This window comes from Pseudomonas sp. EA_65y_Pfl2_P74 (assembly GCF_963970575.1).
In the GTDB taxonomy this organism is placed as follows: Bacteria; Pseudomonadota; Gammaproteobacteria; order Pseudomonadales; family Pseudomonadaceae; genus Aquipseudomonas; species Aquipseudomonas baetica_A.
In genome coordinates, this window is record NZ_CAXAOQ010000008.1 from 38,617 (window position 1) to 63,216 (window position 24,600).

The following is a 24,600-nucleotide window of genomic DNA, read 5'->3' on the forward strand; positions in this document are numbered from 1 at the left end:
AGTTGTGAGCGAAGCTGGTAGACTCCGCCGCCATTATGATCCGACTTCAGAACCTGACTTTACAGCGTGGCCCGCAACGTCTGCTAGAAGACGCCGAGCTGACCCTGCACGCCGGCCACAAAGCCGGCCTCATCGGCGCCAACGGCGCCGGCAAATCCAGCCTGTTCGCCTTGCTGCGCGGCGAGTTGCACCCGGACTCGGGCGATTGCCTGCTGCCGGCCGACTGGCGGATCGCGCACATGCGTCAGGAGGTCGACACGCTCGAACGCCTGGCGGTCGACTATGTGCTCGATGGCGACCTGCGTCTACGCGAAGTGCAGCGAGACCTCGCCGCGGCCGAAGCGGCCCATGACGGCGTGGCGCTGGCCCGCCTGCACGCCGAGCTCGACAGCGCCGACGGCTACACCGCCGATGCCCGAGCCCGCAAGCTGCTGGCTGGCCTGGGGTTTACCAACGAACAGATGGATCGCCAGGTAGGCGATTTCTCCGGTGGCTGGCGGATGCGTCTGAATCTGGCGCAGGCTTTGATGTGTCCGTCGGATTTGCTGCTGCTCGACGAACCGACCAACCACTTGGACCTCGACGCCATCATTTGGCTCGAAGAGTGGCTGAAAAGTTACCCGGGCACCTTGCTGCTGATTTCCCACGACCGCGATTTCCTCGACGAAGTCGTCGACCATGTGGCTCACGTCGATCAGCGCAAACTGACCCTCTACCGTGGCGGCTACACCGCGTTCGAACGCGCCCGTGCCGAGCGTCTGGCCCAGCAGCAACAGGCCTACGAGAAGCAGCAGGCGCAACGTGCGCACATGGAAAGCTACATCGCCCGCTTCAAGGCCCAGGCCACCAAGGCCCGTCAGGCCCAGAGCCGGATCAAGGCGCTGGAGCGCATGGAAGAACTGTCGGCGGCCCACGTCGATTCGCCGTTCGATTTCGTGTTCCGCGAGTCGACGAAGATTTCCAGTCCGCTGATCGATCTGTCCGATGCGCGTCTGGGTTACGGCGACAAAGCCATCCTGGAGAAGGTCAAGCTGCAACTGACCCCGGGTGCGCGCATCGGCCTGCTTGGCCCGAACGGCGCCGGTAAATCGACCCTGATCAAGAACCTCGCCGGCGAGCTCGAACCGCTGGCCGGGCGTCTGACTCGTGGCGAGAACACCGTGGTTGGTTATTTCGCCCAGCACCAGCTCGACTCGCTCGATTCCAAGGCCAGCCCGTTGCTGCACTTGCAGCGTCTGGCGCCAACCGAGCGCGAGCAGACCCTGCGCGACTTCCTCGGTGGTTTCGACTTCCGTGGTGCGCGGATCGATGAGCCGGTGCTGAATTTCTCCGGTGGCGAAAAGGCCCGTCTGGCCCTGGCGTTGATCGCCTGGGAACGCCCGAACCTGTTGCTGCTCGACGAACCGACCAACCACCTCGACCTGGAAATGCGCCTGGCGCTGACCATGGCGTTGCAGGAATTCAGTGGCGCGGTACTGGTGGTGTCTCACGATCGGCATTTGCTCAAGAGCACCACCGATAACTTCTATCTGGTCGCGGACGGCAAGGTCGAGGAGTTCGATGGCGACCTCGAAGACTACGCCCGTTGGCTGGTCGAATACCGTCAGCGCAACGCGCCGGTCAGCAACAACCCGGTCAACCCGGACAAAACCGACAAGAAGGCCCAGCGCCAGGCCGCTGCTGCGTTGCGTCAGCAACTGGCACCGCACAAGCGTGAAGCCGACAAGCTTGAAGCCGAACTGGGCAAGCTCCACGAGAAACTGGCCAAGGTCGATGCCAGCCTCGGCGACAGCGACATCTACGAGCCCGCGCGCAAGAACGAATTGCGTGATCTGCTGGCCGAGCAGGCCAAACTGAAAGTGCGCGAAGCCGAGCTGGAAGAGGCGTGGATGCAAGCCCTGGAGACGCTGGAAAGCATGCAGGCGGAGCTGGAGGCGCTGTCCTGATGGACGCGTTCAGGCTGTCGCTTCCGGCCATGTGGGTCGAGCCGATCTGGCTCGGCGTGCAGATTCTGCTGATCCTGCTGGCCGGCTACCTCGCCCAGCGCTTTGTCGCCAAATGCCTGACCCGTCTGGGTGAGCGCTATCCGTTTCCGCCGCAGTTGCTGATGCCGCTGCGCGGTGGCTTGCGCTGGCTGATCATGGGCAGTGCGCTGATCTTCGTGCTTGAGCGCCTTGGCGTATCGGCCACGGTGTTGTGGACGGCGCTGTCGGGATTCGTCGCGGTGGCGGCGGTGGCGTTCTTCGCAATGTGGAGTGTGCTGTCGAATCTGCTCTGCGCGATTCTGATCTTTACCGTCGGGCCGTTTCGGCTCGGTGATGTGGTCGAGTTGGTGGACACCACCGACAAGCCCGGTGTCAAAGGCCGGGTGGTGGCGATCAATCTGCTCTACACCACGCTGATCGAGGCTGAGGAATTGGGCACGGGTAGCGCGATGGTGCAGGTGCCGAACAGTCTGTTCTTCCAGCGTTCCGTGCGGCGCTGGCGCGGCAGTGATGTGTTTGCTTCGAGCAGTTTCGAGAAGTAGCCCGCCAATACGGGGTTGCGTCCGTAACCTCCTACAAAAAAACGATAGTCATCCGCCTGAAACCACATTAATTTGCACGTTTGGTACGAGTCCGAGTCGAGGTGTGCGATGGAGCTTCAAACATGGCTGGCATTCTTTGCCGCCTGCTGGGTGATCAGTCTGTCCCCGGGCGCCGGCGCCATTGCGTCGATGTCCAGCGGTCTGCAATACGGTTTCTGGCGTGGTTACTGGAATGCCCTCGGCCTGCAAATCGGCCTCGCGGTGCAGATTGCGATTGTCGGCGCCGGTGTCGGCGCAGTCCTCACCGCCTCGGCTACGGCGTTCCATGCGATCAAATGGTTTGGTGTGGCCTACCTGGTTTATCTGGCGATCAAGCAATGGCGCGCGCTGCCCATGGACATGAGTGATGACGCGGCGGTGCGGCCGATCGGCAAGCCGCTGGCACTGGTGTTCCGTGGTTTTCTGGTGAACATCAGCAACCCCAAGGCACTGATTTTCATGCTGGCGGTGCTGCCGCAGTTCATCAATCCCCACGCACCGCTGCTGATCCAGTATCTGGTGATCGGCGCGACCATGATCTGCGTCGATCTGATCGTCATGGCCGGCTACACCGGTCTGGCGTCGAAAGTGCTGCGGTTGCTGCGCACGCCCAAACAGCAGAAACGCATGAACCGCACGTTTGCCGGGCTGTTCATCGGTGCGGCGGCGTTTATGGCGACGTTGCGCAAAGCAGCGGTTTAAAAACCCGCAGGCATAAAAAAGGCGACCTATTGAGGTCGCCTTTTTCATTTGTGGCAGGGGGTTTTAGCGCAAAATCACCGGCGCGGTATCACGCGGCAGATTGTTGCGCGGCTGCGGCTCGCGCGGCTGCTCGTAACCGCCACCGCCGAGCTGTTGGCTCAGTTGCCCGGCCACGTCCTCACCCAGCGCCTTCGACACCTCACGCACCACCCGTGGGCGGTTCAGCGAGATCTTGATGTCGCGGTGGTTCACCAGTTTGGTGTCCTGCGCTTCACCCATCGCCGTGAAGGCCGACGTGATCTCAAAGGTCTTGGTGTTGATCAGGCTGAAGTCCGCCACCAACGTCAGGCCCAGCACTGCCGAATAGCTGTCGGTGTGCGCCAGCTCGTTCATGTCCTGGGTGAAGTCGATGTCCGACACGGTACCGAACAGAACATAGTCGGCGCCCTTGAAGTTACCGGCCTTGATCCGCTTGATCACGTCGTAGATGTCACCCTTGGACGACGCGGTGTACGGCGTGCCTTGCACCAGCTGGAACATGCCGGTGCGCAGGATTTCACCTTTGATGTCGCCAGTGAATTTACGCAGTTCGGTTTGTTCGATGTAGCTGGTGGTCGCTTCGAGCTCGTTGTAGTTCGAAGAACCGCTGGAGCTGTAGTAACCCTCGCGGTAATTGCTCTGCGCCGAAACGATGTGGATGTATTGCTCCACACGTTCCTGGTACGCCAGATCCGTCACCGCGACTTTCGGGGCCGCTTGCACACTGAGCGCGCAAGCCAGGGCCATCATGCCAATCCATGTGCGCATCGATTAACGCTCCGTGGTTTTGCGGATCTCTTTTTCGTCCATCCACTCGGCCAGACCGCTTTCAACGTCGATCAATTGCAGGCTGAATTTGTAGAAGACGTCCTTGTAATCGCTGCTGCGCTTGACGATCGAGCTGATCGAGCCTTCGATGCGGTACTTGGCGGCGATCATGTTACCGGTCTTGGCCACGGTGCTCTTCTTGTACAGGCCGCTCTGGTTTTGCAGCTTGAGCTGGTCAACCTGGCTCTGCATCGCGTTGTTGTCGCTGGCAAAGCGCGCAACGCCAGTCTTCATCAGTTGGGTCTTGATGCTGGTGGTGATTTCGCGGGTGTCGATGTACTCGCTGGTCTTGTTCTTCACGTCGTAGACCTGAACCACCGGACGGCCCTGCAGAATGCCGGACTGGGCCAGGGAGCGGGTCATCGACTCGGCGATCATTTGCAGGTCGGTCGAACCGAATTCGTTGGTCACGGTTTCAACCGCTTTGGTGTCGCCGTAGCTGATGTTCTTGCTGCCCAGGGTCGGCGAAGTATTGGCGCAACCGGAGGCCAGCAGGGCGATGACGGCGATGCAGGAAAAGCGTGCAAACATGGGAATGCTCTCTAAAACAGGAAGAGTGGGTCGGGCTTAAGGCGTCTTGAGTTCCAGACGGAAGTCCACGGCTTTCGGGGTCGGGGCGATGCCCTGGATGAAGCTGGTCTGCGCGCCGTACATCATCTGGCTTTTCCAGACTTCTTCCTCGGCAATCGGGAAACCTTCCGGGCCGAGCCAGGCGAAGCGGTAGTAGAACGTCTTGTTGCTGTTGAGGGTGTTGCTCAACTGCACGTTGACGGTCATGAAGCCGTTTTCGCGCGCGACGCGCATGGCGCCGACGACGATGTGTTTCTGCGGCCCCATGGCCACGACCTTGCTCGCGGCGCTGCCCGGCTCCGGTGGCGGCGGGGTAGCGCAGCCGGTGGCCAACAAGGCGAGGGCGGCAACGGCGATGAGTTTGAAGTGCATGCAAAGACTCCGTTCTTAAGGTTGTTTGATGCTGGCGACGTTGGTCGCGCCGGCGCTCGGGATCACGTGGGCGGCGAGACCGCCGGCGAACACCTGATTGCCCACGGCGCGCAGGCTGATCACCTGATAACGCTGATCAACAGTGACCTTGACCACTGAACCGCCTACGGCACTCGGCAGGGTGACTTGGTGTTCACCTTTCTTCAAGCGCAGACGCACCACTTGGGTGTTGTCCGGCAAGGTGCGCCACGTACGGGTATCGGCACCTTCGAGCACCGCTGAAGAGATACCGACGGCCAGACCGGCCAGCGGGTTGGTTTCGTTGATTTTCTTCTGCGCCACACCTTTGGTGATCGCACGCACGGTGGTGCGCAGGATGATCCCCGGCATGTCATCGCGCAGAGCACGGCGGGACATGGCGGTGGTGCTGTTGAGGGCCGTCAGGTTGACCTGCTGGCCGTCGACACCGATCTGTGCGAACGGCGCGGTGGAGGTGTCAGGTTTGATGATCGGGAACGACAAAGGCGTGATCACCACGTTGTTGGAAATTGGCAGTGGCAGCGGCACGCGGATGGAGTCGCGCGATGGCGCCAGACCGCTTTGCACCACGATCAGGATGTCGCTGTCGTCGCTCTTGGTCGGCTTGTCGAGGTTGACCAGCGCCTGTTCCAGCAGCGGGGTGTTCGGGCGCAGTTCGGCCGCTTTGCGGTAGCCCGGCGCAGCCAGGTCTTTTTCACCCAGGGCTTCGTAGACGAAACCGGCCAGGTAATGGCTGAACGCACTCTGGTAGCTGTTCTTCAGGCTGACCACTTCCGGTGCGTCGAGGCTGGCGACCGGGTAGCCTTGCAGGTCTTTGTACTGAGTCTTGATGCCTTCTTTCTCGGCCTCTTCCTCGCTCTTGAGGTATTCCTTGTCACGCAGGTCGGCGATCACCGCTTCACGTTCGTGGGTCCTCTTGATTGCAGTGCGTGCGCCGTCGAAGTCATTGACCGCCAGCAGGTTCAGGGCCATCTGCGTGGTCAGCATGACTTTTTCGTAGTCGTAGCCTTCGTAGCGGCGCACTTTGTCATTGACGATGAAGCTGCCGAACTGGGCCAGATATTTGCCAGTGTCGAGCTTGACCGAGTCTTCCCACTGACCAACCACCTGGTCGGCGCTGGTCCAGGCATTCTGGCTGCCGGACAGGTCGCCCTTGGCGCGCAGCAATTCACCTTTTTCGAAGTAATAGAGCAGGTCTTTGTCTGGGCCGGCGTTGTTCTTTTCCAGCAGGGTCAGCGCGGCATCGACGTTGCCGGAAGCTAGTTGCTGGTTGGTCTGGGCCAGTTCGGAGTCGTAGTTGCGAAACGCCGAACAGCCGGACAGCAGAGTGATAGCGCTGAGCGCGATCAGAGTAGGGGCGCGGAATGCCATGGGGGTACTTCTTCCCTGGAGTAGCTACAGCCGCGGATGCTGGTCGGGCTGGTGTGACCCATCGACAGTGGCGTTGGCCTCCTGCCAATTCCTCATAACCAGAGGAGCTTTAATGCCGCATCGCGATAGCGCGGGCGCGGCATTATAGGCGTGTGGTGCTGGCTATGTAATAGCTTTTTAATTTCACTGGTTAGTTAGGTGCCATTACTGCCCGGCGCTGCCAACGTTCGTAGGTGCTGGTGCTTCGGGTAGCACCAGCGTAGACCCCACGTAGTAGTTCTTGCCCATGAATACCCGCAGATTGAGCACTTGATGGTGCTGATCGACGCGCACGGTGAACCCGTCCTCTGCACGGAAGTACGGAAAGCGAACGCGATGCAGGCCTTTTTTCAGACGTAGCCGGGCGACCAGGGTTTTGTCCGGCAGTGTGCGCCAGGTCCGCGTGTCAGCCTCTTCGAAAGGATCATGCTCGGTGACTACCAGCGAAGCCTTGGCCGGATTGCGTTCGTTCTCTTGAGCCTGGCTGATGGCGGCCATGTTGGCGCGGAACATAGCGCGAGAAATGATCGCCGGCATGTCATCGCGCAAGGTACGCATGGCCATGTCAGTAACGCTGTTGATCATCGTCAACGGGTATTGTTGTCCGTCGACGAGCACGCTCGGTACAGGAGGTGTGATGGTATCGGGCAGCATCACCGGAAACGAGATCGGCGCGACAATCGTCAGGTTTTCGTTCAACCGCACCGGGATCGGCACTTGCACCGAACTGCGCGCCGGAGCAAACCCGGCCTGGACAACGACCAGAACCTCGCTTTCATCTGCTGCCGGCGGGGGCTTGTCCAGATTACGCAAGGCTTTTTCGAGAAACGGCACACCCGGACGCAATTCGATAGCCTGCCGATAACCGGGTGCCGCGAGGCCGCGTTCACCCAAGGCTTCATACGTGAAACCCGCCAGGTAATGGCTGAACGCACTCTGGTAGCCGTTCTTCAGTTCAACCACTTGCGGGGCGTCGAGGACGGCAACCGGATAGCCTTGCAGATCCTTGTAATGCAACGTGATTCCCTGGCTCTTGGCCTGCTCTTCAGCTTCTTCGTATTGCCGTTCCCGCTGACGCGCAATCAGGGTTTCGCGCTCGTGGGTTTTCTTGATGTCGGCACGCGCACCGTCGAAATCGTTTTCCGCCAGTTGGTTGAGGGCCATCTCTGTGGTCAGCATGACTTTTTCGTAGTCGTAGCCTTCGTAGCGCAGCAACTTGTCATTGACCAGCATCGTGCCCATTTCGTTGCCGAACCGGGTCAGCAGCTTCATGGCGCCGGATGGGTTGGCCTCTTCGCGCTGGAAAATCATCCGGTCAGCCGTGCGCCAGGCTTCCTGACTTTGCGGCAAGGCCGTGCCGGCGCTGAGAATGGCGCCTCTTTCCAGGTAATACAGCAGATCCTTGTCTTCCCAGGGATTGTGCAGCTCCAACAGGTAGAGCGCTTCGTTGAGTTCGCCCTTGGCCATCTCATCGATGGTCTGCTGCATCTCCGAATCGTAATCGCGGTAAGCGGCGCAACCGCTCAGGTGCACGATGGCGCTGAACAACAGAAAAAACGGCAGGCAATGGCGCATCAAGACAGCATCTTCCTTGAACGTCGGGGCGGCGAGGTGACGCATTATAGTGGCGGTTTGCAGAGGCCGGGGCATATGACCAGCGACACTATTGCCCGCGGTATCCTCAAGCCCGGCATGTCGCGCTCGAAGTGCAGGTGGTTACGTTAAAAAACGACCGTAGCGCCGACAAAGCTTGAGTGAATCTCATTGGGAGTGAACAATGTGTTACTTCGTATTACCAATTGAGATTCGTTCATGACTGCGCCGTCCCGTTTTCTGGCCTGGCTGTTGTTCCCGTTGTGCGCTCTGAGTTGCTCCAACCTGCTGGCCGATACGGTGGAAGGCGCGCCGCAAGCCCTGCACATGCTCGATTACATCAGTGCCGACTATCCGCCGACGGTGGACGCGGGCAAGGTCATCGACGACGCCGAGTATCGCGAGCAGCTGGAATTCATTCAGGTGTTGCAGGGGCTGATCGCAGAGTTGCCTGGCAAACCGGAGAAGGCAGGACTGGAACAAGGCGTGATTGCCTTGCGTGCAGCCGTCACCGCACGGCAGAACGGCGCGGACGTTGCCCGTCAGGCGCGGCAGTTGGGTGCGAAGCTGGCCGCGGCCTATGAAGTCAGCCAGGCACCGGTCATCACCCCCGATCCGGCGCGTGCAGCACCGCTCTTCGCCCAGCATTGCTCGGTGTGCCACGGTGAAACCGGTGCCGGCGATGGTCCGGCCGGTGTTGGTCTGGTGCCGCCCCCGGCTAACCTGCGCGATGCCGCACGTCTGGACCACCTGAGTCTGTACGCGATCTACAGCACCCTCGGTCAAGGCGTCGAAGGCACCGACATGCCGTCCTTTGCCGATCAATTGGACGACCGCCAGCGTTGGGACATGGCGACCTATGTCGCCGGGCTCAGCGCCGATGCCTTGGCCGCCAAAGCCGAGAAAACCTATAACATCGCCGACCTGGCCCGCCAGACTCCGGCCGAAGTGCAGATCGCTGAAGGCCCGCAAGCCGCCGCGACGTTCCGCGCCCAGCGTGCGCAGCCGCCGCAGGTCAAGCGTGGCCCGGCGCAGTTGCTCGACTACACCGCAGCGACGCTGGACAAGAGCCTCGCGGCCTACCGCGCCGGCGAACACGATCAGGCCTACGATCTGTCGGTGGCGGCGTATCTGGAAGGTTTCGAACTGGTCGAGAGTTCGCTGGATAACGTCGATGCCAACGTGCGCAAGGACACTGAAAAATCCCTGATGGCTTATCGGCAGTCGTTGCAGGACGGTTTGCCGGTGGCACAGGCCGAACAGCGTCTCGACGCGGCCAAGGCCAAGCTCAAGGAGTCTGCCGGCCTGTTGGGTAACGATGGCCTGAGCTGGTCGCTGAGTTTCATTTCCGGCCTGCTGATCCTGCTGCGTGAAGGCCTGGAAGCGATTCTGGTGCTGGCGGCGATTCTCGCGTTCCTGCGCAATACCGGCCAGCAATCGGCGGTGCGTAGCGTCAATGTCGGTTGGGGCCTGGCATTGCTGGCCGGCCTCGGTACCTGGGCGTTAGCGGCGTATGTGATTGATGTCAGCGGCTCGCAACGCGAATTGCTTGAGGGCGCTACGGCGCTGTTCGCCAGCGTGATGGTGTTGTGGCTCGGCGTGTGGATGCACGATCGCCGCCACGCAGCGGCCTGGCAGGATTACATCAAGAGCAGTCTGGTCGGTGGGGGCGGGCGTTTCGGCTTTGCGATCCTGGCGTTCTTCTCGGTGTATCGCGAGCTGTTCGAAGTGATCCTGTTTTACGAAACCCTGTGGCTGCAAGCCGGCCCGGCCGGACACAACGCGGTACTGGCCGGTGGCGCGACAGCGTTGGTGCTGCTGGTCGGTCTGGCGTGGGTAATCCTGCGTGGTTCGGCGAAGTTGCCGTTGGCGTTGTTCTTCAGCATCAATGCTGCGCTGCTGTGCGCTCTGTCGGTGGTGTTTGCCGGGCATGGCGTCAAGGCGTTGCAGGAGGCTGGGATCTTCGGTACGCGGCCGGTGGCGTTCTTTGATTTCGACTGGCTGGGCATTCATGCCGATGCGTATTCGCTGACCGCGCAGGCGGTGGCGATGGTCGCGATTGTTGTGCTGTACAGCCGCAGTCGCAGGGCTGAGAGCAAGCGTGTAGCCGCTTAACAGCATTCGCTGCGCTCACACTCGCGGGATGAGGAATAGATGATGCGTGTTTGGATCGATGCCGACGCCTGTCCACGGGCGGCGAAGGATCTGGTGGTGAAGTTCGCGCTCAAGCGCCAGTTCGAAGTGGTGCTGGTGGCCGGGCAGCCGCAGATTAAACCGGGGTTGGCCATCGTCAAATTGATCGTGGTGCCGAGCGGCCCGGACGCGGCGGACGATTATCTGGTCGAGCACGCCGTGCCCGGTGAGCTGGTGATCTGCAGCGACATTCCGCTGGCCGATCGGCTGGTGAAAAAGGGCGTGGCGGCGCTGGACCCGCGGGGCAAGGAGTTCGATGCACAGAACATGGGCGAGCGGTTGGCGGTGCGCAACCTGTTCACCGATCTGCGTGAACAGGGCCAGATGAGCGGCGGCCCGGCGCCATTTGGTGATCGCGAGAAGCAGGCGTTTGCCAATGCATTGGACCGGATTCTGACCCGGCTCACCCGCAAAACCTGAGTCCTGCACTGACCCGGTGGGAGCGGGCTCGCTCGCGAAAGCGCTGAGTCATTCAACTCAAAGTTGGCTGATACGACACCTTCGCGAGCAAGCCCGCTCCCACACAGGTTTTGTTTGCAGTCAGGCTCAGACGTCGTTTTCGTGGGTCAACTCAAGTACGCGGTCAACGAGTTTGTTGATCCCGGACGCCGCTTCACTGATGTTCTGCGCCAGCATGTAAGCCGGGGTGGTCACCAGTTTGCGCGCCTTGTCTTCGATGATGTCGCCCACCGCGCACTCTTCGTGGCTGGCGCCCATCTTGTTCATCGCTGTGGCGGTGTCGGCATCGTTGCCGATGGTGCAGGTCACGCCAGGGCCATAGATTTTTGCGGCCAGTGCCGGCGAGATGCAGATCAGCCCTACCGGTTTGCCCGCTTCGGCAAATGCCTCGGCCAGGGCCAGCACGTCTGGCTGCACGGTGCAGCCGGCGCCTTCGATGGCGAAGTTAGACAGGTTTTTCGCCGCACCAAAACCACCCGGCACGATCAGGGCATCGAAGTCTTCAACGTCGGCCTGGCGGATGTCCTTGATGTTGCCGCGGGCGATGCGCGCCGATTCGACCAGCACATTGCGCGACTCGGGCATTTCTTCGCCGGTCAGGTGATTGATCACATGCAATTGCGCAATGTCGGGGGCGAAGCACTGCACCTGCGCGCCGCGTTGATCGAGGCGCAGCAGGGTGATGACGCTTTCATGGATTTCGGCGCCGTCGTACACGCCGCTGCCGGACAGGATCACTGCAACTTTTTTGCTCATGGGTTTCTCTCCAGATTCATGGCGCTAAATGTCCACTAATTTGTCGCGCGTTGCCATAGGGTTAATGGGCGGCCAAGCCTAGGATCTGTCCTAAGGTTTCCCGTCAGGACGCGTCATGGACTTCATTCTCTATGCGGTGCCGTTTTTCTTCGTGTTGATCGTGGTTGAACTCATCGCTGACCGTTGGCGTGGGGTCAGCCACTATCGCCTGGCCGATGCGGTAAACAGCATCAGCACCGGCGTGCTGTCCACCACCACCGGCCTGCTGACCAAGGGCGTGGGGCTGTTGACCTATGCTTTTGCCCTGGAACATCTGGCGCTGCTCAGGCTGCCGGCGGACAGCGTTTGGGTCTGGGTGCTGGCCTTCGTCCTTTACGACTTTTGCTATTACTGGCTGCACCGCATGGGCCATGAGCGAAACATCCTCTGGGCCGCGCATTCGGTGCATCACCAGAGCGAGGAGTACAACCTCTCGACGGCGTTGCGCCAGACCAGCACCGGTTTTCTGCTGAGCTGGATCTTCTACCTGCCGATGGCCGTGTTCGGCGTGCCGCTGCTGGTGTTCGTCAGCGTTGCGGCGCTGAATCTGCTTTATCAATTCTGGGTGCACACCCGGCACATCCCCAAGCTCGGATGGTTCGAGTGGTTCTTCGTCACGCCGTCCAATCATCGGGCTCACCATGCACAGAATGCTCTCTACATGGATCGCAACTACGGTGGGGTGTTCATTCTTTGGGATCGGTTGTTCGGCACGTTTCAGGAAGAGGACGACAACGAACCGGTGATTTTTGGCGTGACCACGCCGCTGGCGAGCTGGAATCCGCTGTGGGCCAATCTGCAGTTTTATGCGCAGTTGTGGAACGACGCGCGCCGTGCCGAGCGCAAATGGGACAAGCTGCGGATCTGGTTCATGCGCACTGGGTGGCGGCCAGCGGATGTCGCGGCCAGGTACCCGATGAACAAGCCGGACTTGAGCCAGTTCCGCAAGTTTGAAGTGTCGATCGACAGCCGCCAGCAGTGGTATGTGGTGGCTCAGTTTGGCGTCTATATCGCGCTGGGCAGTTATTTGATGAATCTGGAACGCAGCTTGCCGGTCGCCGCGTTGATACTCGGCTGGGGGGCTGTGGCGTTCGGTGTGTTTGCGTTGGGCGTGGCCCTGGAGAATCGGCCGTGGGCGCTGAAGGTCGAGCTGCTGCGGCTGGCATCGAACCTGGCGTTGGTGTGGCTGGCGCCGTTGGTTGGGCTTTGGCCGGCCAGCCCGGTGGCGTGGGCTGGCGTGCTCAGTTACAGCCTGCTCAGTGGCATCGGGCTGTACGTGTGTCGCCTGCGACTTACTCGGCTGGCGTCTTAGGCTCCGCTGATTTGGCCAATTGAGCTTTCTGGAGTTGCTCGTCTTCGTAGATCTTCTTCGCCAGACGAGCATTCTTGAAGCGGCGACGCAGCCACAGGCCAACGCCCAGTATCAGCAATGCACCCAGTACCCACAGCTCGTACTTCTTGATGCTGCCGAGCATGCCTTCCAGTACCGCTCCGAAGTGGTAAGCCGCCGCGGCCAGCGCAGTGGCCCAGATCGCCGCGCCAATGCCGTTGAGCAGCAAGTAACGGCCCGGCGGATACCCCGACAGGCCGATCGCCACCGGCATCACTGTGCGCAAGCCGTAAACAAAGCGGAAGCTCAGGACCCAGATATCAGGATGCTTGCGAATGTGCTCCAGCGCGCGGTCACCCATCAGTTGCCAGCGCGGTTTGCGCGCCAGTAATTTGCGCCCATGCTTGCGGCCGAGGAAGTACCACAGCTGATCGCCGGCATAGCTGCCCAGGAACGCCACGACCACCACGATGTTGATGTCCATGTAACCGCGGAACGCGAGGAAGCCTGCGAGCACCAGGATGGTTTCGCCTTCGAAGAACGTGCCTAGAAAAAGGGCAAAGTAGCCGAAGTCATGCAGAAATTGTTGGAGCATTGTCTGGGTGCTGGCGAAATGAACGCGCAGCCTACCCCTTCGGACACATTCAGGAAAGTATCGAGATGTGTCTCGACGTGAACAATTCCTACACTGAGAATGGAATACGCCTACCTGTCACAGGTCTCACACAACTGTCATCTGTTGGTCATAATGGCCGTCTATAACTGTCACGCTCGCCCGTTTGCGCGGGCTCAGGAGTCTGCCGTGAGCTTTACCCCTGCCAACCGTTTGTTCCCCGCCACCCGCCTGCGTCGCAATCGCCGCGATGATTTTTCGCGTCGGCTGGTGCGGGAAAATGTGCTGACGGTCGATGATCTGATCCTGCCAGTCTTTGTGCTTGACGGTGAAAATCGTCGCGAAGCAGTGGCCTCGATGCCGGGTGTAGAGCGCTTGACCATCGACCTGTTGCTTGAAGAAGCCGCCCAATGGGTCGAACTGGGCATTCCGGCAGTGGCGTTATTCCCGGTTACACCCGCAGAACTCAAATCCCTCGACGCCGCCCAAGCCTGGAACCCTGAAGGTATCGCCCAGCGCGCCACTCGCGCTCTGCGTGCTCGTTTCCCGGAACTGGGCGTGATCACCGACGTGGCGCTCGATCCGTTCACCACCCACGGTCAGGACGGCATTCTCGACGAAGAAGGCTACGTGCAGAACGACATCACCGTCGACGCACTGGTGCGCCAGGCCTTGTCGCACGCCGAGGCCGGCGCTCAGGTAGTCGCGCCATCGGACATGATGGACGGGCGCATTCAGGCGATACGCGAAGCGCTGGAAATCGCCGGCCACGTCAACGTGCGGATCATGGCCTACTCGGCCAAGTACGCCAGCGCCTATTACGGCCCGTTCCGCGATGCCGTGGGTTCGGCCTCGAACCTGGGCAAGGCGAACAAAGCCTCTTATCAGATGGACCCGGCCAACAGCGACGAAGCGCTGCACGAAGTCGGTGCGGACTTGTCTGAAGGCGCGGACATGGTCATGGTCAAACCCGGCATGCCGTACCTGGACATTCTTTTGCGGGTAAAAGATGCCTTCAAAGTGCCGACCTTCGTCTATCAGGTTAGCGGCGAATACGCCATGCACATGGCGGCGATCCAGAATGGCTGGTTGAGCGAGGCGGTGATTCTCGAATCACTGACCGCCTTTAAACGTGCCGGCGCTGATGGCATCCTGACTTACTTTGCTGTCCGCGCCGCTCAATTGTTACGAGAGCAGAAATAGCCCTCCCAGGAACATTCAATGAATACCGAAGGACTCACTGAAGTTGCAGTAAAAGAAGCTCAGCCGGTGGTGGAGCAGATCACCGAAACCCCACCGGAACTCGAGCCTGCGCCACCCGCGCCGGTCGCCGAACCCGCTGCGGCAGCGCCGGTGATCGCTATTCCGGGCCTGGATGACAGCAGCCTGTACATCCACCGCGAGCTCTCGCAATTGCAGTTCAACATCCGCGTGCTGGAGCAGGCGCTGGACGAGTCCTACCCGTTGCTGGAGCGATTGAAGTTCCTGCTGATCTTCTCCAGCAACCTCGACGAATTCTTCGAAATTCGCGTCGCTGGCCTCAAGAAGCAAATCACCTTCGCCCGTGAACAGGCCGGCGCCGATGGTCTGCAACCGCATCAGGCGCTGGCGCGGATCAGTGAGCTGGTACACGGTCACGTTGACCGTCAGTACGCGATCCTCAATGACATCCTGTTGCCTGAGCTGGAAAAGCACCAGGTGCGCTTCATCCGTCGCCGCCACTGGACGACCAAGATCAAAACCTGGGTGCGCCGTTATTTCCGCGACGAGATCGCGCCGATCATCACCCCGATCGGCCTCGACCCGACGCACCCGTTTCCGTTGCTGGTGAACAAGAGCCTGAACTTCATCGTCGAGCTCGAAGGCATTGACGCCTTCGGTCGTGACTCCGGTCTGGCGATTATCCCGGCGCCGCGTTTGCTGCCGCGAATCATCAAGGTGCCGGAAGAAGTCGGCGGCGCGGGCGACAACTATGTGTTCCTGTCGTCGATGATCCATGCTCACGCCGATGACCTGTTCCAGGGCATGAAGGTCAAGGGCTGCTACCAGTTCCGCCTGACCCGGAACGCCGACCTGGCGCTCGATTCCGAAGACGTCGAAGACCTTGCCCGCGCCCTGCGTGGCGAGCTGTTCTCGCGGCGTTACGGCGATGCGGTGCGTCTGGAAGTTGCCGATACTTGCCCGAAACACCTGTCGGACTACCTGCTCAAGCAATTCAACCTGAGCGAGACCGAGCTGTACCAGGTCAACGGCCCGGTCAACCTGACGCGTCTGTTCAGCATCACCGGTCTGGACAGCCATCCGGAGCTGCAATACACGCCGTTTACGCCGCAGATCCCGAAACTGCTGCAAAACAGCGAGAACATTTTCAGCGTGGTCAGCAAGCAGGATATTTTGCTGCTGCACCCGTTCGAGTCGTTCACCCCGGTGGTCGACCTGCTGCGCCAAGCGGCGAAAGACCCGCACGTTCTGGCCGTGCGCCAAACGTTGTACCGCTCCGGCGCCAACTCCGAGATTGTTGATGCGCTGGTGGATGCCGCGCGTAACGGCAAGGAAGTGACGGCGGTCATCGAGTTGCGAGCGCGCTTTGACGAAGAGTCCAACCTGCAACTGGCCAGTCGTCTGCAAGCGGCCGGTGCGGTGGTGATCTACGGCGTGGTCGGCTTCAAGACCCACGCCAAGATGATGCTCATTCTGCGGCGCGAGGCCGGCGAGATCGTGCGTTACGCGCACCTCGGCACCGGTAACTACCATGCCGGTAACGCCCGCCTGTACACCGACTACAGCCTGCTGACTTCCGATGACGCCTTGTGCGAAGACGTTGGCAAACTGTTCAGCCAGTTGATCGGCATGGGTAAAACGCTGCGCATGAAAAAACTGCTGCACGCGCCGTTCACCCTCAAGAAGGGCATGCTCGACATGATCGCCCGCGAGACGCAGTTTGCGCTCGACGGCAAACCGGCGCACATCATCGCCAAGTTCAACTCGCTGACCGATCCGAAGATCATCCGCGCGCTGTACAAGGCCAGCCAGTCAGGCGTGCGCATCGACCTGGTGGTGCGCGGCATGTGCTGCCTGCGTCCGGGCATCGCCGGGGTTTCGCACAACATTCATGTGCGCTCGATCATTGGTCGCTTCCTTGAGCACACCCGCGTGTTCTACTTCCTCAACGGTGGCGAGGAGCAGATGTACCTTTCCAGCGCCGACTGGATGGAGCGCAACCTCGACAAGCGTGTCGAGACTTGCTTCCCGGTGGAAGGCAAGAAGCTGCTGACTCGCGTGAAGAAAGAGCTGGAGCTGTACCTGACCGACAACACCCACAGCTGGAGCCTGCAGTCGGATGGCCGCTACATCCGCAACACGCCAACCGGCAACCAAAACCCGCGCAGTGCGCAGGCGACGTTGCTGGATCGGTTGGGCAGCCCGATTTTGCCGGTGAGCAGCTAAGCGTCGGCTCAAGCGCAATAAAAAAGGCGATCCCTCGGGATCGCCTTTTTTGTATCTGCTCAATGTGTCAGTGCACGGTGAGGACAATCCCGACCCGGGCCAGCCAATCCGCCTCAAGCCCGAAATCCGCCTGTGTCAGTTGGTTCTCGTCCAGCCAATGTTCCGGGAACTCCACTTCCAGACTGTCGCCATTGGCATGCAGCACCACCTGCGGCATCGCCTGAGTGCCACGAATGTGGTGGAACAGAATCGCAAAGCGCAGCAGCACGCACAGGCGGATCAGCTTGATACCGTCATCGCCGAACTCGGCGAATTTGTCCTTGGGAATGTTGCGGCGGTGGCCGCGAACCAGCAGTGCGAGCATTTGCTGGTCTTCACGGGAGAACCCGGCCAGATCCGAGTGCTCGATCAGGTAGGCGCCGTGCTTGTGGTAGTGATAGTGGGCGATGTCCAGGCCGACTTCGTGCACTTTCGCCGCCCAACCGAGCAGTTCGCGCCAGATACCGTCATCCAGTTCCCAATCCACAGCGACCTGATCGAAGGCGTGCAGGGCTTTGCGTTCGACCCGTGCCGCTTGCTCCAGGTCGACGTGATAGCGCTCCATCAGCGAGGTCAGGGTGCGTTCGCGCACGTCTTCGTGATGATGACGGCCGAGCAGGTCGTAGAGCACGCCTTCACGCAGCGCGCCGTCGCAATGATCCATGCGTTGCAGTTCGAGGGCGTCGAAGATCGCCTCGAGAATCGCCAGACCTGCCGGGAAAATCGCCCGACGGTCAGGTTTGATGCCGTCGAAATCGATCTTGTCGACATCGCCGAGCTTGAACAGTCGGCGTTTGAGCCAGGCCAGGCCTTCGGCATTCACCTCGCCAGTACCATGCCCGCCGGCCTTTAGCGCCAGGCCGATGGCGCGGATGGTGCCCGAGGAGCCGATGGCTTCATCCCAGGTCAGGCGATGCAGGGCGTGTTCGATACTCATGATCTCCAGCCGCGCCGCCGTGTACGCCTGAGCGTAACGGGCCGGGGTGATCTTGCCGTCCTTGAAATAGCGCTGGGTGAAGCTGACGCAGCCCATTTGCAGGCTTTCACGCAGCAGCGGTTCGAAGCGCTGCCCGATGATGAATTCGGTACTGCCGCCGCCGATGTCGGCGACCAGACGCTTGCCCGGGGTGTCGGCGAGGGTGTGCGACACACCCAGATAGATCAGGCGCGCTTCTTCACGGCCGGAGATGACTTCCACCGGATGGCCGAGGATTTCTTCGGCGCGGTGGATGAATTCCAGGCGATTGCGCGCTTCGCGCAGGGCGTTGGTACCGACGATGCGCACGGCGCCCAGTGGCATGCCGTTGATCAGTTGGGCAAAGCGCTTGAGGCAATCGAGGCCACGCTGCATCGATTCTTCGTTGAGTTGGCGTTCATCGTTGATGCCAGCGGCCAACTGCACCTTCTCCCCGAGGCGTTCGAGAATGCGGATCTCGCCGTTCTGGGCCTTGGCCACGACCATGTGAAAGCTGTTGGAGCCCAGGTCGATAGCGGCGATCAGGGACAGATTCTTGGCTTGGGATTGCGGCATGGTCAGGGGGTCTCGGTCGATAACCCCGACATCGTGCCACGATCAAACGCTGACGCCAACGCGCAAGGTACAAACCGTTGATTCAGCGCATAAAAGCTTGAGACCGCGGCGTGGCCATTCGCGAGCAAGCCCGTTCCCACAGGTGACCGCGTTCCAATGTGGGAGCGGGCTTGCTCGCGAACAGGGCATCACAGGCAATGAGGATCCATCAGGCAGTCGCTTCGGCGGTACCAATGAAATTCGCCAGCTCCGCCGTCTGCGGATTGGCAAACAACACCTTCGGATCGCCCACCTCATGCACCTTGCCGTGGTGCATGAACACCAGTTTGTCGCCGACCTCGCGGGCAAAGCGCATTTCGTGGGTGACCATGATCAGCGTCATGCCTTCTTTCGCCAGTTGCCGCACCACGCTGAGCACTTCGTTGACCAGTTCCGGGTCCAGCGCCGAGGTGATTTCGTCGCACAGCAGCACCTTCGGCGACATCGCCAAAGCACGGGCAATCGCCACCCGTTGCTGTTGCCCGCCGGACAGCCGATCGGGGAACGCATCGAACTTCTCGCCCAGACCCACGCGCTCGAGCATCTTGCGCGCCAGTTCCGCTGCTTTGGCCTTCGGCACTTTTTGCACCACTTGTGGCGCAAGCATCACGTTCTCACCGACGGTCAGGTGTGGGAACAGGTTGAATTGCTGAAACACCATGCCGACTTTCTGTCGCAAGCTGCGCAGGTCGGCGCGGGCGGCGTCGAGGTATTCGCCGTCGACTTCGATCACGCCGTCGTTGATCGACTCCAGGCCATTGAGGGTGCGCAGCAAAGTGGATTTGCCCGAGCCGCTGCGACCGATGATCGCCACCACCTGGCCTTCCTCGACGCTGAGGTCGATGCCTTTGAGGACGTGGTGATCGCCGTAGTATTTATGCAGGGCGGAAATTCTAAGCAGAGGCATGCAGTCTCCTTTCCAGGTAGCGCGCACTGAGGGACAAGGGGTAACAAAGCAGGAAGTAGCCGAGGGCGACGAGGCCGTAGACCATGAACGGTTCGAACGTGGCATTGGCGAGCATGCCGCCGGTTTTGGTCAGCTCGGTAAAACCGATGATCGAGGTTACAGCGGTGCCTTTGACCACTTGCACCGAGAAACCCACGGTCGGCGCCACGGCGATGCGCAGCGCTTGCGGCAGGATCACATAGCGCAATTGCTCCAGAGGATTGAGCGCCAGACTCGACGAAGCTTCCCACTGACCGCTGGGAATCGCCTCGACACAACCGCGCCAGATCTCTGCCAGATAGGCGCTGGTGAACAGCGTCAGGGCAATCGCGGCGGCCATCCACGGCGAGATTTCAATCCCGGCCAGCGCCACGCCGAAAAACACCAGAAATAGCTGCATCAGCAGCGGCGTGCCCTGGAACAACTCGATCCAGGTGCGGGCGATGCTGCTCGGCAAGGTGTTTTTCGAGATGCGCATGATCAGGATCAGCAGCCCGACAATGCCGCCACCAATAAATGCCACCAGCGAAAGCGCCACCGTCCATTGCAGGCCGATGAGCAGGTTGCGCAGGATGTCCCAGAACGTGAAATCGCTCATTGGCTGCTCCTCGAAATGTAGCGCCGACCGATCCAGTTCAGCAGTTGGCGGATCAGCAGCGCCATGCACAGGTAGATCAGCGTGGTCAGCGCGTAGGTTTCAAAGGCGCGAAAGTTGCGCGACTGAATGAAGTTGGCAGCAAAGCTCAACTCTTCGGTGGCGATCTGCGAGCACACGGCCGAGCCGAGCATGACGATGATGATCTGGCTGCTCAGCGCCGGCCAGACCTTGCCCAGCGCCGGCAGCAGCACCACATGACGAAACGCCTCGAAGCGACTCATCGCCAGCGCCGCCGCCGCTTCCAGTTGCCCGCGAGGGATTGCCTGGATGCCGGCGCGGATAATCTCGGTCGAATAGGCCCCGAGATTGATCACCATCGCCAGCACCGCCGCTTGCCACTCGCAAATCTGCACGCCGAGCGACGGCAGGCCGAAGAAGATGAAGAACAGTTGCACCAGAAAGGGCGTGTTGCGGATCAACTCGACGTAGACGGCGAAGATCGCCGAGAACGGGCGGATGTTCCACGCCCGCACCAGCGCCCCTACGATGCCCACGCCCACCCCGAGTACCGCGCCGATGGCTGTCAGCTCAAGGGTAAACAGCGCCCCGCGCAACAGCAGGTCGGTGTTCTGCACCACCGGCATGAAATCGAACTGATAAGCCATGAAGGTCTCCCGCGCAGTCGATCAGAGATCGGCCGGCAGCGGCTCTTTCAGCCAGGTTTTTGAGTTCTTTTCCAGCGCGCCGTCAGCCTTGGCGGTGGTCAGGATGTCGTTGACCTTGGTCAGCAGCGCCGCTTCGTTCTTGTTCACGCCGACGTAGACCGGCGAATCCTTGAGCTTCACTTTCAGGGCCGGAACGCGTTTCGGGTTCTTCTCGCTGATGGCGACCATCACCACGTTGCCGCTGGCGATCAGGTCAACTTGCCCGGCCAGGTAGGCGGCGATGGTCGAGTTGTTGTCTTCAAAGCGCTTGATGGTCACGCCTGCCGGGGCAACCTTGGTCAGCTCGATGTCTTCGATGGAGCCACGGGTCACGCTGATGGTTTTGCCCTTGAGGTCATCGAGGTTGGTGATCGCCGCGTCCGGTGGGCCGAACACGGCGAGGTAGAACGGCGCGTAGGCGCGGGAGAAGTCGATGACTTTTTCGCGCTCGGGGTTCTTGCCCAGGCTGGAAATCACCAGATCGACCTTGCCGGTGGTCAGGAACGGGATGCGGTTGGTGCTGTTGACCGGCGTCAGTTCAAGTTTGACCTTCAACTGATCGGCCAGCAGTTTTGCCGTGTCGATGTCCAGTCCGCGGGGCTTCATGTCGGGACCGACCGAGCCGAACGGCGGGAAGTCCTGGGGCACCGCGACTTTCAGTGTGCCGCGTTTGATTACGTCGTCCAGACCGTCGGCGTGGGCGGGGACCTGGCTGAGCAACAGGCTGGAAAACAAGGCGGCGAGGAGGGCGCTGTAACGCTTGGTCATGGACAATCTCCGGATCGGCGGGAAGTGATTTCTGCGATCTGCCACAGCACGGGCCATGCCAATACGCAGGTTTCGTCCCGCAAGACCGCATTTTCAGTGGGTTTGCTCGGTCTTACTGGTCTGAACAGTCAGGATGTTTTTCGCACTCCGATGGCGCATCGGCGCTCAGCACCGAACCCTGCTGGGGCACGACTTGCCGGACTCGGTGAATAGCTTTACAACTAGCCGCACATTGGCCTGGCTCGTCTGAAAAACCATGAACTCGATCTCTCGCGCCGTACCTGAAGTGGCGCTTCAAGCGATTCGCAAACTGATCACCGAGCAGGGCTTCGGCCCGGGCGATGCCCTGCCGTCGCAACGGGATCTGGCATTGCAACTGGGCGTCAGTCGGGCGTCGTTGCGTGAAGCGCTGTCGTCACTGAGCGCGCTGGGCGTGGTCACTATTCAGCCGGGCAAGGGCGTCTTCGTGCAGTCGCCGGTAGAGCTGTCGCGTGGTGAGCATGCACCGGGCTGGTCGTTCGCCGCGCAGGCTTCGCCACTGGATATCTTCCAGTTGCGCTACGCGCTGGAGGGATTTGCGGCAGGGCTGGCGGCGGTGACGTTGAGCACGTTCGATCTGGATGCGCTGGAGGACAATGTCGCGGCGATGCGTGAACAACTGCGTGCCGGCGACTTTGAAGCGGCGGCGAAGCTGGATTTCGAATTTCACCGGCGGATCCTGCTGGCCAGCGGTAATCAGGCGATGCTGAGCATCCTCACGGCCAGTGCGGAGATCTTTCTGGAAAGCCAGAAGCTACCGTTCATCCGCGCAGAACGTGCCATGGAAACCTGGCAGGAACACCGCAAGATCCTTCGTGCGCTTGCCCGTCGGGCTTCTGGTGCGGCGCAAAAAGCCATGCAGGAACATGTGCGCAATGCCGCGCTGCGTACTGGAATCGCCTTCATCGCCCCCGCCACGGCGTGACTTGAGCTATACCCAAACTCATGGGGCACCATAGCAAGACTCAATCATCTGCGGCTTCCTGAACGGAGGAAGGGCGGATATGATGGGCCACGTTTTTTTGCTTACAACCTGGAGAATTCCATGAGCAGCGATCTTATCAAACACGTTAGCGACGCTAGCTTCGAAGCCGACGTACTCAAGGCCGAAGGCGCTGTATTGGTCGACTACTGGGCTGAATGGTGCGGCCCATGCAAAATGATCGCTCCGGTTCTGGACGAGATTGCCGAGACTTACAAAGGCAAGCTGACCGTTGCCAAACTGAACATCGACGAAAACCAGGAAACCCCGGCCAAGCACGGCGTGCGTGGTATCCCGACGCTGATGCTGTTCAAGAACGGCAACGTTGAAGCGACCAAAGTCGGCGCCCTGTCGAAGTCGCAACTGGCTGCTTTCCTCGACGCCAACATTTAAGCGTCGCCGTAAAAGGCCAAAAAAAGCCTCGCATTTTGCGGGGCTTTTTGCGTATTCAGGGCTAGACGCTCCGAAACTCAGGTGGTACATTCGGCCCCGCAATGGTTTCTCCACTGCCCCCTGCTAGCCGTCGCCGACGCACTCCTTTTCGAATAAGTACGCGATCCTGTCGCCTTCTCCGCGGCGCGGCCTCATTAAGCCAAAAGCTTAATTTCCCCCCCTCCATAAATGATTACGTCATTCCTATATGAATCTGACTGAACTCAAGCAAAAGCCGATTACCGAACTGCTCGAATTGGCCGAACAGATGGGCATAGAAAATATGGCCCGTTCGCGCAAGCAGGACGTGATTTTCTCCCTGCTCAAAAAGCACGCGAAAAGCGGCGAGGAAATCTCCGGTGATGGCGTGCTGGAGATTCTCCAGGACGGCTTCGGCTTCCTGCGCTCCGCTGACGCCTCCTATCTCGCCGGCCCAGACGATATTTACGTCTCGCCGAGCCAGATCCGCCGCTTCAACTTGCGCACCGGTGACACCATCGTTGGCAAGATCCGCCCTCCGAAAGAAGGCGAGCGGTATTTCGCTCTGCTCAAGGTCGACACGATCAACTTCGATCGTCCAGAGAACGCGAAAAACAAGATTCTCTTCGAGAACCTGACCCCGCTGTTCCCGACCGTGCGCATGAAGATGGAAGCCGGTAACGGTTCCACCGAAGACCTGACCGGTCGTGTGATCGACCTGTGTGCGCCGATCGGCAAAGGCCAGCGTGGTCTGATCGTGGCACCGCCGAAAGCCGGCAAGACGATCATGCTGCAAAACATCGCAGCGAACATCGCCCGTAACAACCCTGAAGTTCACCTGATCGTATTGCTGATCGACGAACGTCCGGAAGAAGTGACCGAAATGCAGCGCACCGTGCGCGGCGAAGTGGTTGCCTCGACCTTCGACGAGCCGCCGACCCGTCACGTCCAGGTGGCCGAAATGGTGATCGAGAAGGCCAAACGCCTGGTCGAGCACAAGAAAGACGTGGTGATCCTGCTCGACTCCATCACCCGTCTGGCCCGCGCCTACAACACCGTGATCCCGAGCTCCGGCAAGGTGCTGACCGGTGGTGTTGACGCCCACGCCCTGGAGAAACCGAAGCGTTTCTTCGGTGCTGCGCGCAACATCGAAGAAGGCGGCTCGCTGACCATTATCGCCACCGCACTGGTTGAAACCGGTTCGAAGATGGACGAAGTGATCTACGAAGAGTTCAAAGGTACCGGCAACATGGAACTGCCGCTGGATCGCAAGATTGCGGAAAAGCGCGTGTTCCCTGCGATCAACATCAACCGCTCCGGCACCCGCCGCGAAGAGTTGCTGACCGCCGACGACGAACTGCAGCGTATGTGGATCCTGCGCAAACTGCTGCACCCGATGGACGAAGTGGCTGCCATCGAGTTCCTGATCGACAAGCTGAAAACGACCAAGACCAACGACGAGTTCTTCTTGTCGATGAAGCGCAAGTAAGACGAAGCTGTTTAAAAAGAGCGCTCCCGGAAGGGGGCGTTTTTTTTTGCGCTGGATTATCGGTGTACGGGATTGAATTTTACGCGGCTGATAACGGT

The 24,600-nt window shown here is 60.3% G+C and carries 23 protein-coding genes; 11 read left to right on the forward strand and 12 right to left on the reverse strand.

Annotated elements, in window-relative coordinates:
- Positions 1 to 35 precede the first annotated feature (35 nt).
- The 3 genes from AACY18_RS07940 (at position 36) to AACY18_RS07950 (ending at position 3,268) form a co-directional block, all read left to right on the forward strand.
- On the forward strand, positions 36 to 1,946 hold the full coding sequence (locus AACY18_RS07940; RefSeq protein ID WP_339430462.1) for an ATP-binding cassette domain-containing protein: 1,911 nt from the start codon (positions 36 to 38) through the stop codon (positions 1,944 to 1,946).
- Complete coding sequence (locus tag AACY18_RS07945) at positions 1,946 to 2,527, forward strand: mechanosensitive ion channel family protein (protein WP_339430461.1); 582 nt, start codon at positions 1,946 to 1,948, stop codon at positions 2,525 to 2,527. Before AACY18_RS07940 ends, AACY18_RS07945 begins: the two co-directional genes overlap by 1 nt.
- A gap of 108 nt (positions 2,528 to 2,635) precedes the next feature.
- Positions 2,636 to 3,268, forward strand: a complete 633-nt coding sequence (locus tag AACY18_RS07950; RefSeq protein WP_221730819.1) for a LysE family transporter — start codon at positions 2,636 to 2,638, stop codon at positions 3,266 to 3,268.
- A gap of 63 nt (positions 3,269 to 3,331) precedes the next feature.
- Here the strand turns inward: AACY18_RS07950 and AACY18_RS07955 are convergent, their stop codons facing one another.
- The 5 genes from AACY18_RS07955 to AACY18_RS07975 all read right to left on the reverse strand — a co-directional run bounded on the left by AACY18_RS07955 (position 3,332) and on the right by AACY18_RS07975 (position 8,101).
- Positions 3,332 to 4,075: a penicillin-binding protein activator LpoB gene (locus AACY18_RS07955; protein WP_339464645.1), complete on the reverse strand. Its 744-nt coding sequence runs from the start codon at positions 4,073 to 4,075 to the stop codon at positions 3,332 to 3,334.
- A 3-nt stretch (positions 4,076 to 4,078) separates the two neighbouring features.
- Entirely contained in the window at positions 4,079 to 4,666 is a 588-nt protein-coding gene (gene lpoB / locus AACY18_RS07960; RefSeq protein ID WP_039757415.1) for a penicillin-binding protein activator LpoB, read from the reverse strand.
- Between the two features lie 36 nt (positions 4,667 to 4,702).
- On the reverse strand, positions 4,703 to 5,077 hold the full coding sequence (locus tag AACY18_RS07965) for a YcfL family protein (protein ID WP_339430459.1): 375 nt from the start codon (positions 5,075 to 5,077) through the stop codon (positions 4,703 to 4,705).
- A gap of 15 nt (positions 5,078 to 5,092) precedes the next feature.
- Positions 5,093 to 6,487: a COG3014 family protein gene (locus AACY18_RS07970; protein ID WP_339430458.1), complete on the reverse strand. Its 1,395-nt coding sequence runs from the start codon at positions 6,485 to 6,487 to the stop codon at positions 5,093 to 5,095.
- A 204-nt stretch (positions 6,488 to 6,691) separates the two neighbouring features.
- A complete protein-coding gene (locus AACY18_RS07975; RefSeq protein ID WP_339430503.1) occupies positions 6,692 to 8,101 on the reverse strand; it encodes a COG3014 family protein in 1,410 nt (469 codons plus the stop codon).
- 237 nt (positions 8,102 to 8,338) lie between these two features.
- Here AACY18_RS07975 and AACY18_RS07980 point away from each other — a divergent pair, with 237 nt between their 5' ends.
- Positions 8,339 to 10,234 carry a cytochrome c/FTR1 family iron permease gene (locus tag AACY18_RS07980; RefSeq protein ID WP_339464646.1) on the forward strand — a complete coding sequence of 632 codons (1,896 nt, stop codon included), beginning with the start codon at positions 8,339 to 8,341 and terminating at the stop codon, positions 10,232 to 10,234.
- A 42-nt stretch (positions 10,235 to 10,276) separates the two neighbouring features.
- Positions 10,277 to 10,732 (forward strand): YaiI/YqxD family protein, encoded by a 456-nt coding sequence (locus AACY18_RS07985; protein WP_221730814.1) that lies wholly within the window; start codon positions 10,277 to 10,279, stop codon positions 10,730 to 10,732.
- A 126-nt stretch (positions 10,733 to 10,858) separates the two neighbouring features.
- Here the strand turns inward: AACY18_RS07985 and elbB are convergent, their stop codons facing one another.
- Complete coding sequence (gene elbB, locus AACY18_RS07990; protein ID WP_339430455.1) at positions 10,859 to 11,527, reverse strand: isoprenoid biosynthesis glyoxalase ElbB; 669 nt, start codon at positions 11,525 to 11,527, stop codon at positions 10,859 to 10,861.
- Between the two features lie 115 nt (positions 11,528 to 11,642).
- Between elbB and AACY18_RS07995 the strand changes: the two genes are divergently transcribed.
- On the forward strand, positions 11,643 to 12,878 hold the full coding sequence (locus tag AACY18_RS07995) for a sterol desaturase family protein (RefSeq protein ID WP_339464648.1): 1,236 nt from the start codon (positions 11,643 to 11,645) through the stop codon (positions 12,876 to 12,878).
- On the opposite strand, the gene AACY18_RS08000 is transcribed toward AACY18_RS07995, so the two are convergent.
- Positions 12,859 to 13,491 (reverse strand): DedA family protein, encoded by a 633-nt coding sequence (locus AACY18_RS08000; protein ID WP_339430453.1) that lies wholly within the window; start codon positions 13,489 to 13,491, stop codon positions 12,859 to 12,861. The two genes, AACY18_RS07995 and AACY18_RS08000, sit on opposite strands and share 20 nt — an antisense overlap.
- A gap of 207 nt (positions 13,492 to 13,698) precedes the next feature.
- On the opposite strand from AACY18_RS08000, the gene hemB reads away from it, so the two are divergent.
- On the forward strand, positions 13,699 to 14,712 hold the full coding sequence (gene hemB, locus AACY18_RS08005; protein WP_339430452.1) for a porphobilinogen synthase: 1,014 nt from the start codon (positions 13,699 to 13,701) through the stop codon (positions 14,710 to 14,712).
- An 18-nt stretch (positions 14,713 to 14,730) separates the two neighbouring features.
- Entirely contained in the window at positions 14,731 to 16,956 is a 2,226-nt protein-coding gene (ppk1, locus tag AACY18_RS08010; protein WP_339430451.1) for a polyphosphate kinase 1, read from the forward strand.
- A 67-nt stretch (positions 16,957 to 17,023) separates the two neighbouring features.
- Here the strand turns inward: ppk1 and ppx are convergent, their stop codons facing one another.
- From ppx to AACY18_RS08035, 5 genes are all read right to left on the reverse strand, one after another.
- Positions 17,024 to 18,526: an exopolyphosphatase gene (gene ppx, locus AACY18_RS08015; protein WP_339430450.1), complete on the reverse strand. Its 1,503-nt coding sequence runs from the start codon at positions 18,524 to 18,526 to the stop codon at positions 17,024 to 17,026.
- 208 nt (positions 18,527 to 18,734) lie between these two features.
- Complete coding sequence (locus tag AACY18_RS08020) at positions 18,735 to 19,472, reverse strand: amino acid ABC transporter ATP-binding protein (RefSeq protein WP_339430449.1); 738 nt, start codon at positions 19,470 to 19,472, stop codon at positions 18,735 to 18,737.
- Positions 19,459 to 20,109, reverse strand: coding sequence for an amino acid ABC transporter permease (locus AACY18_RS08025; RefSeq protein WP_339464650.1), 651 nt, complete (start codon positions 20,107 to 20,109; stop codon positions 19,459 to 19,461). Before AACY18_RS08025 ends, AACY18_RS08020 begins: the two co-directional genes overlap by 14 nt.
- Entirely contained in the window at positions 20,106 to 20,774 is a 669-nt protein-coding gene (locus AACY18_RS08030) for an amino acid ABC transporter permease (protein ID WP_339464651.1), read from the reverse strand. The genes AACY18_RS08025 and AACY18_RS08030 overlap by 4 nt, the downstream gene beginning before the upstream one ends.
- Before the next feature lie 21 nt (positions 20,775 to 20,795).
- Entirely contained in the window at positions 20,796 to 21,581 is a 786-nt protein-coding gene (locus tag AACY18_RS08035) for a transporter substrate-binding domain-containing protein (RefSeq protein WP_339464653.1), read from the reverse strand.
- 256 nt (positions 21,582 to 21,837) lie between these two features.
- Between AACY18_RS08035 and AACY18_RS08040 the strand changes: the two genes are divergently transcribed.
- From AACY18_RS08040 to rho, 3 genes are all read left to right on the forward strand, one after another.
- Positions 21,838 to 22,545, forward strand: a complete 708-nt coding sequence (locus AACY18_RS08040) for a FadR/GntR family transcriptional regulator (protein ID WP_339430447.1) — start codon at positions 21,838 to 21,840, stop codon at positions 22,543 to 22,545.
- Positions 22,546 to 22,665: 120 nt separating this feature from the next.
- Positions 22,666 to 22,995: a thioredoxin TrxA gene (trxA, locus tag AACY18_RS08045; RefSeq protein ID WP_003206727.1), complete on the forward strand. Its 330-nt coding sequence runs from the start codon at positions 22,666 to 22,668 to the stop codon at positions 22,993 to 22,995.
- A gap of 247 nt (positions 22,996 to 23,242) precedes the next feature.
- Positions 23,243 to 24,502, forward strand: a complete 1,260-nt coding sequence (rho, locus tag AACY18_RS08050; protein ID WP_042561678.1) for a transcription termination factor Rho — start codon at positions 23,243 to 23,245, stop codon at positions 24,500 to 24,502.
- Positions 24,503 to 24,600: the final 98 nt, after the last annotated feature.

Coding starts and splice junctions, on each gene's coding strand:
- AACY18_RS08040 (WP_339430447.1), top strand. CDS start 21,838: ATGAACTCGATCTCTCGCGCCGTACCTGAAGTGGCGCTTCAAGCGATT.
- AACY18_RS07940 (WP_339430462.1), top strand. CDS start 36: ATGATCCGACTTCAGAACCTGACTTTACAGCGTGGCCCGCAACGTCTG.
- rho (WP_042561678.1), top strand. CDS start 23,243: ATGAATCTGACTGAACTCAAGCAAAAGCCGATTACCGAACTGCTCGAA.
- AACY18_RS07945 (WP_339430461.1), top strand. CDS start 1,946: ATGGACGCGTTCAGGCTGTCGCTTCCGGCCATGTGGGTCGAGCCGATC.
- AACY18_RS08025 (WP_339464650.1), bottom strand. CDS start 20,109: ATGAGCGATTTCACGTTCTGGGACATCCTGCGCAACCTGCTCATCGGC.
- AACY18_RS07995 (WP_339464648.1), top strand. CDS start 11,643: ATGGACTTCATTCTCTATGCGGTGCCGTTTTTCTTCGTGTTGATCGTG.
- trxA (WP_003206727.1), top strand. CDS start 22,666: ATGAGCAGCGATCTTATCAAACACGTTAGCGACGCTAGCTTCGAAGCC.
- AACY18_RS07955 (WP_339464645.1), bottom strand. CDS start 4,075: ATGCGCACATGGATTGGCATGATGGCCCTGGCTTGCGCGCTCAGTGTG.
- ppk1 (WP_339430451.1), top strand. CDS start 14,731: ATGAATACCGAAGGACTCACTGAAGTTGCAGTAAAAGAAGCTCAGCCG.
- ppx (WP_339430450.1), bottom strand. CDS start 18,526: ATGCCGCAATCCCAAGCCAAGAATCTGTCCCTGATCGCCGCTATCGAC.
- AACY18_RS07950 (WP_221730819.1), top strand. CDS start 2,636: ATGGAGCTTCAAACATGGCTGGCATTCTTTGCCGCCTGCTGGGTGATC.
- elbB (WP_339430455.1), bottom strand. CDS start 11,527: ATGAGCAAAAAAGTTGCAGTGATCCTGTCCGGCAGCGGCGTGTACGAC.
- AACY18_RS08035 (WP_339464653.1), bottom strand. CDS start 21,581: ATGACCAAGCGTTACAGCGCCCTCCTCGCCGCCTTGTTTTCCAGCCTG.
- lpoB (WP_039757415.1), bottom strand. CDS start 4,666: ATGTTTGCACGCTTTTCCTGCATCGCCGTCATCGCCCTGCTGGCCTCC.
- AACY18_RS07980 (WP_339464646.1), top strand. CDS start 8,339: ATGACTGCGCCGTCCCGTTTTCTGGCCTGGCTGTTGTTCCCGTTGTGC.
- AACY18_RS08000 (WP_339430453.1), bottom strand. CDS start 13,491: ATGCTCCAACAATTTCTGCATGACTTCGGCTACTTTGCCCTTTTTCTA.
- AACY18_RS07970 (WP_339430458.1), bottom strand. CDS start 6,487: ATGGCATTCCGCGCCCCTACTCTGATCGCGCTCAGCGCTATCACTCTG.
- AACY18_RS07985 (WP_221730814.1), top strand. CDS start 10,277: ATGCGTGTTTGGATCGATGCCGACGCCTGTCCACGGGCGGCGAAGGAT.
- AACY18_RS08020 (WP_339430449.1), bottom strand. CDS start 19,472: ATGCCTCTGCTTAGAATTTCCGCCCTGCATAAATACTACGGCGATCAC.
- AACY18_RS07975 (WP_339430503.1), bottom strand. CDS start 8,101: ATGCGCCATTGCCTGCCGTTTTTTCTGTTGTTCAGCGCCATCGTGCAC.
- AACY18_RS07965 (WP_339430459.1), bottom strand. CDS start 5,077: ATGCACTTCAAACTCATCGCCGTTGCCGCCCTCGCCTTGTTGGCCACC.
- AACY18_RS08030 (WP_339464651.1), bottom strand. CDS start 20,774: ATGGCTTATCAGTTCGATTTCATGCCGGTGGTGCAGAACACCGACCTG.